Below are 13,525 nucleotides of genomic sequence, written 5' to 3'. Positions count from 1 at the left end.
AATAAGGAAAATAACTTATTGAGAGTATATTAAACAAGTTTATTCGTTGAAGCTGCGGCCGCTTGTCTCTTCCAATCTTCTAAAAACAGAACGAATGCCGCTCCCTCATGCTCAAAAATTGCTTTCAATCCGCAAAAATATATCGTAATATAAGATATAATCTTAATAAACGATAGAAGGTGGATGATGATGTCAAACGAAATAATCCGATTAAATGACCTCTGGACAGATATTTACTACCGGCTCCGTTATCAGCACCATGAAAAAATTACTCACCAAGGTGTACGGATTCTGCAAGTCATTCAAAAAGAGAAGGCAGTCGGAATAAAAGACATTGCCGAAGCGATTCAAGTATCACATAATACCGCTTCGGAACATATAAAGCGGTTACTGCAGAAAAAGTACGTTTATAAAACCAGAAGCGTTGAGGATGAGCGGAAAGTCATTTTAAAACTTACCAGTTTGGGAGCTGATGTCCTTTACCGGCATTCCGGTCTTGATGAAGAAAAGCTTAAACAGCTTCTTTTTGACAGCATGAATAATGAAGAAAGAACACTTGTCTTAAAAGCATTCAGTTTGATGAAGGAGCGTGCTGAAGATGTTTACGATCGTTAAAATCATTGTCTCCGCTGCTATTATTGGGATTATCACTGAAATATCAAGAAGAAGCCCGAGTTATGGAGGTATTATAGCGGCTTTACCAATTGTCAGTATGCTGAGCATGGTTTGGCTGTACATCCAAGGCGAAACGAAGGAGACATTAAGTCATTTTGCATTCAGCGTGGCTTCCGGCATCCCCTCCACAGTCATTATGCTGGTCATTATCGGCATCTCCCTTCGCCATTCACTGTCTTTCATTGCCGCATCAGGGCTTGGACTTACAGGATGGCTGGTTTTCTTGTATGCTCAGGATTTTATCGTAAAACATATAAACAGTCAGCAATAAGCACCTTAGCGCTTGTTTGTAAATACGAGAAATAAAAAAAACAGGGATACCCCTGTCTTAAAAGTGACTCCGATTAAAAAGCGAAACCCCTTTCTTCACGAGAAGCAGACACCGCCGAACACAAAAACATCCCGTGTTGAGAACGGAGTCCGCAGCCTGTACAGCCATATCGGCATGAAGAACCGGCTGATCTCTCAAACAGAATGTCCGGCAATCACCTCAAAAAACGAGGTGAAATCTGTCAGTATCCCGTCAGCCGCCAGCTGTTTTTCTTCAAATAGCGCGCGGTTTTTTCCGAGCGGGTCAATGGCTATAATCTTGCCTGCACCTGCTTTTTTCGCCGCTGTGAGCCCCGAAAAGGCATCTTCAATGACTACGCATTCTTCAGGTCTGAGGCCTAACTTTTCCGATGCGATGAGAAAAATATCCGGCGCCGGTTTTCCGGGGAAGCTCCCGTCATCAAACGTGACTTTGTCAAAATCAAACCACCGATCCAACTGAAAGACGTCAAAGTAAAACTCGACATTTTCCTTTACCGTAGCCGTGGCAATGGTCATTGGCGTTTCTGATTTTTTCAGATGGTTCAATACCCCGGTCAGTCCTTTCGTCAGCTTTAACTCATCTTTGTTTTCAAGGCATAATTCTCTGTAGTAGGCTTCTTTTTCAAAAGACAGCTTCTCGATTTCTTCATTTGTTAAATCGCCGGAAATAAAATACGTCAGGATTTCACTGTTTGTTCTCCCGTGAATGTTAACGAAAATGTCTTCATCAGAAATGGTTTTCGGCGCGTATTTTTTCACCATGAAAAACCATGCTTTTTCGTGCAGATGCGAATCTTGAAACATCGTGCCGTTGAAATCAAAAATAACCCCTTTCATCGAACCGCCCGCCTTTTTTATTTTTTTGCGATTTTGACATCTACATATTGCTCGTAATGAATTTGAACATCTTTCATCACTTTATCATCCGTAATCAGATAGTCCATATCGTGCAAGTTATAGAACACGTAAAAATCTTCCCGGTTGAATTTTTTATTATCCGCCAGCAAAAATTTCGTCCGCGAATTATTCAGCGCGATTTGATGAGCCTCCCCTTCTTCAATGCTGTAAGAAGAAATCTCATCATTATGTATGCCGTTGGCGCTGATGAAGGCTTTCGTAAAATTGAATTTCTGCAGATTGCCGTTCACGATGGGCCCGACGAAGGCACCGGTGTTTTTTCGGAAATCGCCGCCAATCAGGATGGTATCCGCAGTGTCACCATGTTTTAAAATATCAAATACGGGATAGTTGTTTGTGATAATCCTGATTCGCTTATGCAGCAAGTGTTTGGCTAAAAGTTCAATCGTCGTGCCGGGCCCTAAAAAAACGGTATCGCCGTCATTTACATAGGAAGCTGCGAGTTCCGCGATCTTCTCCTTCTCCTCCATTTGAACACCCAGTTTTTCATTATGCGATAATTCGTGATCAATGGAATAAGATATGCTCTGTGCGCCTCCGTGAATACGTACGATTTTTCCGGCCTTATCCAGCTCGTCCAGATCTCTTCTCACTGTCATATCAGAAACTGCCAATTCATCGATAATATCACTCACCGTAACAAACCCCCGCGAGTTTACGATATCGATGATTTTTAAAAGACGCTCTTTTTTTAACATGTTCAATCATCCCCTCAACTTTACACACAATCTAACACACCGCGGCAATCCGGTCAACAAAAACAAACACTAACAAACAACATAATCAACATATAAAACAACGAAAAACTTATAAAACCCCTATTAAAATAGATTTTATTTCTTTATGAAGCTATTGACAACAAAAATGTATGCGTTTACTATTAAACAAAAGATAACAATTACAAACATTAACAAACTTCAATTCACACATTGGCGAAGGAGGATTCAGCAATGCTCAAATTACCTCATGACTTTATTTTCGGCGGGGCGACTGCGGCATATCAAGCGGAAGGCGCCACAAAAGAAGGCGGCAAAGGGCCTGTGGCCTGGGATGAATTTCTTGAAAAACAGGGAAGATTCAGCCCTGATCCGGCAAGTGATTTTTACCGCCAGTTTCCGGAAGATATTAAACTATGTGAAAAATTCGGAATAAACGGCATCCGCCTTTCTATAGCCTGGACGAGAATTTTCCCTGACGGCACGGGCAAAATCAATCAGGAAGGTGTTGATTACTATCATCGTATTTTCTCAGAGTGCCATAAACGCAACGTCACCCCTTTTGTCACGCTGCATCATTTCGATACACCGAAAGGATTATTTGATCAGGGAGATTTTCTCAACCGCGCTGCGATAGAAGCGTTTGTCAGCTATGCGGAGTTTTGCTTTAAAGAATTCAGCGAAATCAGATATTGGAGCACGTTTAACGAAATTTATCCCACAGCCACCAACCAGTATTTACTCGGGGTTTTCCCGCCATCTGTTAAAAGTGATATCACAAAAGTCATTCAATGCCTCCATCACATGATGGTAGCGCATGCGATGACCGTCAATCTTTTTAAAGACGGCGGCTATCCGGGAGAAATCGGTGTCGTCCACTCATTGGAAACAAAATATCCCGCCAGTGACTCAGAAGAAGACCGCCACGCCTGTTTTCTGGATGACGCGTTATCAGTGAGATTCCTCCTCGATGCCACCTACCTCGGCTATTATTCTGAGGAAACCATGCGGGCTCTGGATGAAATCTGTGAGGCAAACGGCGCTTCATACGAGTTTTCAGACAGTGACTTTGACGTGATGAAAAAAGCTTCGACGCACAATGATTATCTCGGCATCAATCATTATCAATGTCATTTCGTCAAAGCGTACGACGGAGAAACCGTTATTCACCATAACGGAACGGGCGATAAGGGCACTTCGGTCTATAAAGTAAAAGGAATCGGCGAAAGAATTTACAAAGAAGGCCTGAAGCGGACTGATTGGGACTGGCTCATTTATCCTGAAGGCATGTATGACATGCTGATGCGCATCAAACGGGACTATCCGCAATATAACAAAATTTACATTACCGAAAACGGCATGGGCTATAAAGATGAGTTTGAAGACGGCATCATTATGGATAAGGCAAGAATCGACTATTTAAAAGTCTATTTAGAAGCCGTCAGTAAAGCGATTACCGACGGAGTCAATGTAAAGGGGTACTTCTTATGGTCCTTAATGGATTTATTTTCATGGACCAACGGCTACAACAAACGTTACGGTCTTTTTTACGTCGACTTCGACACCCAAAAACGGTATCCGAAAGAATCGGCCTACTGGTACAAACTTGTAAGTGAAACAAAAACAATCATTTAACGATCATACATGATGAAAAGAGTCTCTTTTCATCATGTGTGCCGTCTTTAGGAGGTTTTTTCATGACAAAGGAAGAATTGCAGATGCTCGGTTTTGAAATTGTCGCCTATGCCGGTGACGCCAGAAGCACTTTATTGAAAGTCCTGAAAGAAGTCCGTGCCGGAAACTTCGAAAACACGGAAGCAGCATTGAAAAGCGCCGATGAAAATTTAACCCTCGCCCACAATGCGCAAACGAAAATGTTAGCTGAAGAAGCTGACGGCAAGGACATGGAATTAGGGTTTATTTTCGTTCACGGTCAGGACCACTTGATGACAACCCTTTTGCTCCGTGATCTTATTCAGGATTTTATAGAACTCTACCGAAGCCGCCGATAAGGAGTGGAAAAATGAACGGTATCATCAAGCAAATCGAAAAGGGAAAACCGTTTTTTGAAAAAATCTCAAGAAACATTTATTTAGGCGCGATCCGCGACGGCTTCTTAACGGCCATGCCTGTTATTTTATTCTCCAGCATTTTCATCCTCACCGCCGCTGTGCCGGAAGTGTTGGGTTTCACTTGGCCTAAAAGTGTTTCTGAATGGCTTTGGAAAGTTTATAACTATTCAATGGGCGCCCTCGGTCTGATCGTTGCGGCAACAAGTGCGAAATGCCTGAGTGAATCAATGAACCGAAAAATGCCTAAAAACAAAGGGATCAACCCCGTTTCAGCGATGCTTGCTTCAGTCGTCGGGTTTCTCATTTTAAGCGTCACTCAAATCGACGGCGGATTCTCCACGGAATACCTCGGCACAAAAGGTCTTTTAGCCGCTTTTGTATCCGCTTTTATAACAGTGAACGTTTACAGATTCTGCGTGCTGAAAAATATTACGATTAAAATGCCTAAAGAAGTACCGGGTACCATTTCACAAACATTTAAAGATGTTTTTCCGTTCGCTTTTTCCGTTCTGGCCATGGTCATCATTGATTTATTGATCAGGAATACGCTGAACGTATCTTTTGCAGAGGCTCTCTCCTCTCTCTTATCGCCGTTTTTTACCGCCGCAGACGGTTATCTGGGGATTTGTGTCATTTGGGGGATGATGGCGCTGTTCTGGTTTGTCGGCGTTCACGGGCCTTCTATTGTGGAGCCGGCCATCGCAGCTATTATTTACGCAAATGTAGAGGCGAACCTTCAGCTTCATAATGCCGGTGAGCAGGCGTCCAACGTGCTGACCGTCGGACTCGGGAACTTCGTCGGCACAATGGGAGGGACCGGCGCAACCCTTGTTGTTCCGTTTATCTTTCTTCTTTTCGCGAAATCCAAGCAATTGAAAGCAGTCGGAAAAGCATCCGCGGTTCCGGTGTCTTTCGCAGTAAACGAACCTCTGCTCTTTGCTGCGCCGATCATTTTAAATCCTTATTTTTTCATTCCGTTTGTTGTAACGCCGATGGTGAATGTCTGTCTGTTTAAATTTTTCGTGGATGTCATCGGAATGAACAGTTTTATGTATGTTCTTCCGTGGGCCACCCCGGCGCCCGCCGGCTTGATTCTCGGAACCGGCATGGGGCTCTCGGCTTTTGTGCTGACGGCTGTATTAATCATTGTCGATTTCCTGATATACCTGCCATTCTGCAAAGCTTATGACAAAGTATTAGCGGCGAAAGAAGCCCAACACACCGAGCCTGAAAGCGCGCCGCAAACATTACAGCCCGCCATGGCCGGTGCCTCAGAAGACGCGGCCTCCGTCATCAGCACAAATTTTCAGGAATCCTCATCCGCCTTGGAACACGGCACCAATGTGTTAGTGCTGTGCGCTGGAGCGGGAACGAGCGCCATGCTTGCGAACGCACTGACAGAAGGAGCCGAAGAATACAACGTGCCGATTACCGCCTCAGCAGGCGCCTACGGTTCCCATTACGACATCATGAAAGACTTCGATATGATCATTTTGGCTCCGCAAGTCGGCTCTTATTACGATGACATTAAAGAAGATGCGGACCGCCTGCATGTGAAACTCATCGCAACGAAAGGAGCGGAATATATCAGTCTCACCAGAAATTCACAAAAAGCCATTCAGTTCATACTGGAGCATACCTCAAAATAGAATCGGAGGTTTATCATGGATGCCAAACTTTTGAAATCAAGATTCGAAGACATTTTCAAGAGAAGTAACGGGGAACTGTTTTTCGCACCCGGCCGGATCAACCTGATCGGGGAACATACGGATTATATAGGCGGCCATGTTCTCCCCTGCGCGATTACGATCGGAACTTATGCCGTATGCGCAAAGCGCGGAGATCACCAGATCCGGTTATACTCAGAAAACTTTACTGACAGCGGCATTGTCTGTCTTGATCTTTCCGCCACAGCATACAAAAAAGAAGACGGCTGGGCCAATTATCCGAAGGGGATGATCCATTACCTTCTTGAAGCCGGCGGCCAAATAGACAGCGGAGTGGATATTCTTTTTCACGGTACGATTCCAAACGGAGCCGGTTTAAGCTCCTCCGCTTCTATTGAAATGTTAACCGGCTCCATTTTAAGGAGGTTATTCAGTCTGGATGTTTCCGATACTGAACTGGCGCTTATCGGAAAAAGAGTCGAAAATGAATTTATCGGCGTGAATTCAGGCATTATGGATCAATTCGCAGTGCAAAAAGGCAAAAAGAACATGGCCATTCTGTTAAACTGCGATAAGCTTGAGCACGAAATGATTCCGGCTGCTTTTAACGGATATAAAATCGTCATTATGAATACGAACAAGCGCCGGGAGCTGGCGGTTTCAAAATATAATGAACGCCGCAGCGAATGCGACGCAGCTCTTTCAGAACTGCGGCAATATCGGAATATCGCATCACTTGCGGAATTGACGGCAGAAGAATTCAACGAACTCGAATCCCTTCTCTCCTGTGAAACTTTGCGTAAAAGAGCCCGGCACGCGGTCAACGAAAACGAGCGGACCCTCTCAGCCGCGGAGGCTCTCAAATCGAATGATTTGAAAACGTTCGGCGAGCTGATGAATGCGTCCCACCGTTCGTTACGCGATGATTACGAAGTGACCGGTGACGAATTAGACGCGCTCGCTGAAGCAGCCTGGAAAGAAGGAGCGCTCGGAGCGCGGATGACGGGCGCGGGGTTCGGGGGCTGCGCCATAGCCATTGTGGAAAGTGAAGAAACCGCCGGCTTTACCCGGGCCGTTTCATCTCACTACCGCAGCAGGACAGGTCTTGAAGCTTCTTTCTACATCGCGGATATAAGCGATGGCGCGGCTGAATGGAGGGAAAAATAAATCATGGCGATTCTCGTTCTCGGCGGAGCCGGCTATATCGGTTCTCATGCGGTTGATCAATTATTAAACAAAGGATTTGAAACGATAGCTGTGGATCATCTGCAGACAGGCCACCGGAAAGCCGTTCATGAAAAAGCAGTTTTTTACCATGGAGATATCCGTGACAAACCGTTTCTTCGCTCTGTGTTTGCGAAGGAGAACGTAACAGGCGTTCTCCATTTTGCCGCTCAATCCCTTGTCGGCGAATCAATGAAAGACCCTCTTTCATATTTCAATAATAATGTGTACGGTACGCAAATTACGCTGGAGGTCATGCAGGAATTCGGGGTGAAACACATTGTGTTTTCTTCATCCGCCGCTGTATACGGCGAACCTGAAAAAGTGCCCATCACAGAAGACATGCCGGAAAAGCCGGAAAGCGCATACGGCGAATCAAAACTCATGGCAGAAAAAATGTTGAAGTGGTGCGAAACCGCCTGCGGCATAAAATATGTCTCGCTTCGGTATTTTAACGTTGCCGGCGCGAAAACGGACGGTTCCATCGGAGAAGATCATCATCCAGAAACCCACCTTATCCCTATCCTTTTACAAACCGCGCTCGGTCAGCGCGAGGAGGTTTTGATATTCGGCACTGACTATGATACAAAAGACGGCACGTGCATCCGCGATTATGTCCATGTTTCCGATTTAATCGATGCCCATATTCTCGCTCTGGAATATTTGCAAAACGGCGGAGACAGCGGCATTTTCAATTTAGGATCAAGCAGCGGGTTTTCCGTATCAGAAATGGCGGAAGCGGCCAGGCAAGTGACCGAAAGAGACATAAAAGTAAGAGCGGCCGCAAGAAGACCCGGTGATCCAAGCACCCTCATCGCTTCCAGCGATAAAGCGCGGAACATTCTGGGCTGGAATCCGAAACAAACGGACATATCGGAAATCATTGCGTCAGCATGGAATTGGCATCGGCAACATCCAAACGGATACAAGGACAAATGAAATGGAGGCGGCGGTCATTGAAGTTTTTGAATCAGTGGCAGGGTTTCTGAAAGAAAGCACTGTCTTAGGCGACATAAATGAAACGGATGTGATTTATACAAGAAACAGACTTCTCGATCTGCTCGGACTGACGGATTATGCAGAACCGAAGCATATCAAGAAACAAAACAGGCTTCACTATTTGGACGAAATGGTGAAAGACGCGGTAAAACGGTCAATCATTAACGATACGCCGGCTGAAAGAGACATGCTGGGAAGCAGAATCATGGACGTGATCACACCGGCCCCTTCTCTGATCAATGCCGCATTCAGCAAATTGTTATCAGATTGTCCGAAAAAAGCAACAGATTATTTTTATAGATTGAGTCAAAACAACGACTATATTAAGACGCGGGCCATTCGAAAAAATATCGTGTACCGCTCACCAACACCTTTTGGAGAATTGGACATCACCATTAATTTATCAAAGCCCGAAAAAGATCCTAAAGACATCGCCGCGATAAAAAACAGCCCGGAAAACCGTTATCCGACATGCCTGCTCTGTATGGAAAACGAGGGGTATGCCGGAACACCGCATCACCCTGCCCGTTCAAACCACCGCATCATCAGGCTTGACTTAGCGGGAGAACAGTGGGGTTTTCAATACTCTCCTTATGCGTATTACAGCGAGCATGCCATCTTTCTTTCAAGCGTGCACAAGCCGATGAACATCAGCCGTGACAGCTTCAGAAGGCTTCTGGCCATTACGGAAATCTTCCCGCATTATTTCGCGGGATCAAACGCAGACTTGCCGATCGTAGGAGGCTCCATTCTTTCTCACGATCATTATCAAGGCGGCGGCCATGAGTTTCCGATGGCAAAAGCGGGTTCCCTCTACCCTTTTCATATGCGTCATTTTCCAGACGTTCAGGCCGAAGCCGTGAAGTGGCCGGTATCAGTGATCCGCCTTCGCGCAAAAGATCCGGATTTGCTGACAGATGCCGCTGCGTATGTTTTTGAAAAGTGGCGGGAATATTCAGACGAAACCGTCAGCATCATCGCAAAGACAAATGAACCCCATAATACCGTCACTCCAATTGCCAGACGCAGGGGAACGGATTTCGAAATGGATCTCGCTCTCAGAAACAACCGCACCTCCGAAGATTATCCGGATGGCATTTTTCACCCGCATCAAGATGTCCATCACATCAAAAAAGAAAATATCGGTCTGATTGAAGTGATGGGACTTGCCGTTTTACCTCCCCGCCTGAAAGATGAGCTGGCAGAAGTGAAAAAGTATTTACTGAATGAACCTCATGACATCAAAGACATTCATCTTCCGTGGGCTGAAAACATCAAAGCGGATAAAGACGTGACACCGGAAAATGCAGCCGCTGTTATACAAAAAGAAACCGCGAATGTATTTTTACGCGCGCTGACCGATGCAGGCGTTTTTAAAATGACACCCGAAGGAATTCAGGCGTTTCAGCGTTTCACGACGTTATTGGAGAATGGCAGCTGAAACATTCAGAGTGAAATCAATCAACAATCTTTTTTATCAGGAGGTATTGTGATGTTCAAAAACCGATTGAAACGTGTATTTGTAAACGCAATCTGTCTTTCTCTCATTTTCACTGCTTTTACATTCTTTGAGAAGTCTCCTAAAGCAAAAGCGGATGCCCCGTTTGCCTATGGCGCTGATATAGGATGGCTGAAACAAATGGAGGACGAAGGTGTGCGCTGGCTGGATGACGGCGGAAAACAGAAAGATGCCTTGCAGATTCTTAAAGATCACGGAATAAATGCCGTGAGACTGAGAGTGTTTGTGAATCCGCCAAGCAGCTATTATTGGCTGAAAGACGGCACAACATGGACCATGCTCGGCTATAGTGACAAAGCGGGCGTACTTGCGGCGGCCAAAAGGGCAAAAGCGTTAGGAATGAAGGTAATGGTTGACTTCCATTACAGTGATGTGTTCGCTGATCCCGGCCACCAGATCAAGCCGAACAAATGGACCGGCTATTCAAACAGCCAGCTGCAGGCAGCCGTGTATAACCATACGTACGATGTCATGAAAGAACTTAAAAATCACGGCATCTCCCCTGATTGGGTGCAAGTAGGGAATGAAATGAATTCAGGAATTTTACTGCCCGACGGCAGCACGAACGATTTCAGCAAATTGACCGCCTTACTGAACAAAGGCTATGACGCCGTGAAATCCGTCAGCCCGGCCACCAAGGTCATCAGCCATTTGGCACACGGCACGGACAACAGCCTATTCAGATGGTGGTTTGATCAATTCTTTAAAAACGGAGGAAAAACCGACATCATCGGCGTTTCGTTCTATCCCTATTGGGAAGGTAAGCCGTACTGGGAGCTCACCGGCCATTTATCATCTAATTTGAATGACATCGCCTCACGCTACAACAAGGAAGTCATGGTGGTTGAACTGGGCGGAGATGAAAATAATCCGAAAGATTCCTACTGGACTATAAAAGACACCATAAAACTGGTGAAAGCCGTTCCGAACGGCAAAGGAACCGGCGTATTTTACTGGGAGCCCGAAGCTCACTCCAGCGTTCTGTCAGACGCGTATCCATTAGGCGCAACCGCCAAAGTGTCTAAAAACGTCTTGAAATACACAACCGCAATCGACGCTTTTCATGACGCCGCAACAGGAAAATGATTGATGCGAATCTCAAGCAGGCTCACTGCGCAGCCTGCTTTTTTATAAGGCTGCAGTGTTGGCCTGTTATGAAACAGAGCAAGTAACGAATACGGAAAGAAAAATACCCGAAAACCACGTTTCGGTTAAAAATAGAATACTTCTTCTATCCCCCTCCTTCTTAATTTCTGCGCACTATCTCTCAGTTCCTAAATAATAACTTTACGATTGTTGAAAAAGAAACAAAAATTTTATAATATTGTGTAAGCACCACTGAGCAGGAGGACGGCCCATGGACAAAAAAGAACAGCTCCTCACGGATTTCAGGGACTTTTTTAACAAGATGGTGTGGCTGAATAGGCTGAAGATGGAAGAAAGCCTTAAGGGGCATAAACCTTCTGAAGTGCATTGCATCGAATTCATCGAAAAAATTGAAGACGCCAATGTGACTAAACTTGCGGAGTCCCTTTATATGACAAGAGGCGCCATAAGTAAATTAACGAAGAAGCTTATCAATAAAGGCCTTATCGAAAGCTATCAGAAGCCGCTTAACAAGAAAGAAATCTATTTCAGGCTTACTGAGCAAGGAAAAGTCATTTATAAAATTCACGAGGAATTGCACAAAGAGTTTCAAGAACGGGACAAAATCGTGTTTGAACAAGTAACCGATGAACAATTTGACACGATGCTGAACTTCGTGGAAACATACAGCAGGCATTTGGATTCAGAAATAAAGAAACTTGGTGCAGACATGAAATCGGAATAAATATGAATAAAACCATAGGCAGCCCTTCTCCATGAAAACGGGCTGCCTTTTTATATCCCTCTTATTGTTGACAAAGAAACAAAATCACTCTATCATTTTGTTGACAAGGAAACAAAGACAGCAATTTTGAGAGGAGCATACTATGTCAACACATAAAAGAAAGGAACTTCGGGTGCCAAAAGAAGTTCTCACAGCCGCCTGGGCTATTGCACTGGGAGCAATCGCTCCAATGCTTGACTCTACGATGGTAAACATCGCCATCGACAAACTGACCAAAGACTTCAACACGACATTGGATACCATTCAGTGGTCCGTTACAGGCTATGTCTTAGCACTTGCGATTGCAGTACCCGTATCCGGCTGGCTTATGAATAAATATAACGGTAAGAAAATCTTCATCGGCTCAGTCATCGCCTTTGGTGTCATTTCTGTTTTTGCGGGGATGAGCCGTGACGTTTCCAGCTTCATCTTCTTCCGTTTGCTTCAAGGATTCAGCGCCGGTATTATGACTCCGCTTATGTCAACACTCTTGGTTAAAACGGCAGGTCCGGAAAACCTGGGAAAAGTGATGGCAATCGTCAGCACCCCTATGATCTTCGGCCCGATCTTAGGACCTGTCATCGGAGGCTTCATCGTCCAAGGCGCTTCATGGCATTGGATTTTTTACATCAACGTGTTCATCATTTTGATTGCTGCACCGCTTATGATGAAAACCATTCCAGACTTTGAACCATTCAACAAAGATCGTAAACTCGATATTTTCGGGATTATCAATTTGTCATTAATGAGCGCGGCATTGATGTACGGTATTACGAAAGCGGCGGATCATGCATCATTTAACAATAGCGACACCATTTTATGGGCAGGCATCGGTCTTGTTTCAGCAGCCATTTATCTTGTATATAATCTGATCAAGAAAAACCAAACCGTGCTGCCTATGAATTTGTTTGCAAACAAGAGCTTCTTATCATCTTCGATCGGGTTGTTCTTAGCGAATGTTGCCATCATGGGGCCGATGTTAATACTTCCGCTGTTTTTTCAAAACATTCGTCATTTCACGGCAGTCGGAGCAGCACTCGCTTTAATCCCTCAAGGAGTCGGAATGCTCGTGACTCGTCCGCTGATCGGAAAATTGATTGATAAGATCGGTGCGAAATACGTGGTTACGGTCAGTCTTGTTCTTTCGCTGATCGGATCTATTCCGCTTATTTTTATCACCGATAACACAAGTATGATTTGGATTTCCGTCGTATTATTTATCCGCGGCACCAGTTTTGGAGGAATTATGCTCCCATTAATGAGTGACGCTTATACAGGCCTTGACAGCAAACAGCTTCCGGAAGCAGGTGTCGGTATTCATATGATTGAAAACCTCGGTTCCAGCTTTGGGTCAGCTGTGATCGCAACCGTTACCGCAACTGTCATACAAGGATTGCAGCCGACGATTCCGAACAGTTTAAAAGGCTACCATGCCGGATTCTTAGTATCCGTCATCATCCTTGCGGCCATTTTCATTCCAAGTCTGTTCCTTACCCATAAAAAGACTGCGATATAAAGAACTTTTTAAAGTAAAAAACCCTTGCACAGCAAGG

At 45.0% G+C, this 13,525-nt stretch carries 13 protein-coding genes; 11 read left to right on the top strand and 2 right to left on the bottom strand.

What is annotated here, in order from left to right; genetic code table 11:
- Nucleotides 1-189 precede the first annotated feature (189 nt).
- Both G4O42_RS06060 and G4O42_RS06055 read left to right on the top strand, forming a co-directional pair.
- Nucleotides 190-615, top strand: a complete 426-nt coding sequence (locus G4O42_RS06060; protein ID WP_032875203.1) for a MarR family winged helix-turn-helix transcriptional regulator — start codon at nucleotides 190-192, stop codon at nucleotides 613-615.
- A complete protein-coding gene (locus G4O42_RS06055; RefSeq protein WP_032874522.1) occupies nucleotides 599-946 on the top strand; it encodes a DUF3147 family protein in 348 nt (115 codons plus the stop codon). Before G4O42_RS06060 ends, G4O42_RS06055 begins: the two co-directional genes overlap by 17 nt.
- A gap of 194 nt (nucleotides 947-1,140) precedes the next feature.
- Here G4O42_RS06055 and G4O42_RS06050 read toward each other — a convergent pair whose 3' ends face one another.
- Nucleotides 1,141-1,824 carry an HAD family hydrolase gene (locus G4O42_RS06050; protein ID WP_032874520.1) on the bottom strand — a complete coding sequence of 228 codons (684 nt, stop codon included), beginning with the start codon at nucleotides 1,822-1,824 and terminating at the stop codon, nucleotides 1,141-1,143.
- 17 nt (nucleotides 1,825-1,841) lie between these two features.
- Nucleotides 1,842-2,603, bottom strand: a complete 762-nt coding sequence (locus G4O42_RS06045) for a DeoR/GlpR family DNA-binding transcription regulator (protein WP_032874518.1) — start codon at nucleotides 2,601-2,603, stop codon at nucleotides 1,842-1,844.
- 252 nt (nucleotides 2,604-2,855) lie between these two features.
- Between G4O42_RS06045 and lacG the strand changes: the two genes are divergently transcribed.
- The 9 genes from lacG (at nucleotide 2,856) to G4O42_RS06000 (ending at nucleotide 13,488) form a co-directional block, all read left to right on the top strand.
- Nucleotides 2,856-4,256 (top strand): 6-phospho-beta-galactosidase, encoded by a 1,401-nt coding sequence (gene lacG / locus G4O42_RS06040; protein WP_032874516.1) that lies wholly within the window; start codon nucleotides 2,856-2,858, stop codon nucleotides 4,254-4,256.
- Between the two features lie 62 nt (nucleotides 4,257-4,318).
- Nucleotides 4,319-4,633: a PTS sugar transporter subunit IIA gene (locus G4O42_RS06035; protein ID WP_007407323.1), complete on the top strand. Its 315-nt coding sequence runs from the start codon at nucleotides 4,319-4,321 to the stop codon at nucleotides 4,631-4,633.
- 11 nt (nucleotides 4,634-4,644) lie between these two features.
- Nucleotides 4,645-6,342 carry a PTS lactose transporter subunit IIBC gene (locus tag G4O42_RS06030; RefSeq protein ID WP_032874514.1) on the top strand — a complete coding sequence of 566 codons (1,698 nt, stop codon included), beginning with the start codon at nucleotides 4,645-4,647 and terminating at the stop codon, nucleotides 6,340-6,342.
- A gap of 15 nt (nucleotides 6,343-6,357) precedes the next feature.
- Nucleotides 6,358-7,527, top strand: coding sequence for a galactokinase (locus G4O42_RS06025; protein ID WP_032874512.1), 1,170 nt, complete (start codon nucleotides 6,358-6,360; stop codon nucleotides 7,525-7,527).
- Nucleotides 7,528-7,530: 3 nt separating this feature from the next.
- The gene (galE, locus tag G4O42_RS06020) at nucleotides 7,531-8,523 is read left to right on the top strand and encodes a UDP-glucose 4-epimerase GalE (protein ID WP_032874510.1); all 993 of its coding nucleotides are present in this window, start codon (nucleotides 7,531-7,533) and stop codon (nucleotides 8,521-8,523) included.
- A 1-nt stretch (nucleotide 8,524) separates the two neighbouring features.
- Nucleotides 8,525-10,024 carry a UDP-glucose--hexose-1-phosphate uridylyltransferase gene (gene galT / locus G4O42_RS06015; RefSeq protein WP_032874508.1) on the top strand — a complete coding sequence of 500 codons (1,500 nt, stop codon included), beginning with the start codon at nucleotides 8,525-8,527 and terminating at the stop codon, nucleotides 10,022-10,024.
- A 51-nt stretch (nucleotides 10,025-10,075) separates the two neighbouring features.
- Nucleotides 10,076-11,188 (top strand): glycoside hydrolase family 53 protein, encoded by a 1,113-nt coding sequence (locus tag G4O42_RS06010; RefSeq protein WP_015239650.1) that lies wholly within the window; start codon nucleotides 10,076-10,078, stop codon nucleotides 11,186-11,188.
- 271 nt (nucleotides 11,189-11,459) lie between these two features.
- Entirely contained in the window at nucleotides 11,460-11,933 is a 474-nt protein-coding gene (locus tag G4O42_RS06005; RefSeq protein ID WP_007407329.1) for a MarR family transcriptional regulator, read from the top strand.
- Nucleotides 11,934-12,075: 142 nt separating this feature from the next.
- Nucleotides 12,076-13,488, top strand: a complete 1,413-nt coding sequence (locus G4O42_RS06000) for an MDR family MFS transporter (protein WP_032874506.1) — start codon at nucleotides 12,076-12,078, stop codon at nucleotides 13,486-13,488.
- Nucleotides 13,489-13,525: the final 37 nt, after the last annotated feature.

Origin of the sequence: Bacillus sp. LUNF1 (assembly GCF_011008975.1) — a bacterium.
Lineage (GTDB): Bacteria > Bacillota > Bacilli > Bacillales > Bacillaceae > Bacillus > Bacillus velezensis.
Note: the sequence above shows the minus strand (reverse complement) of the source record. Positions and strands in the feature narration are given on the sequence as shown.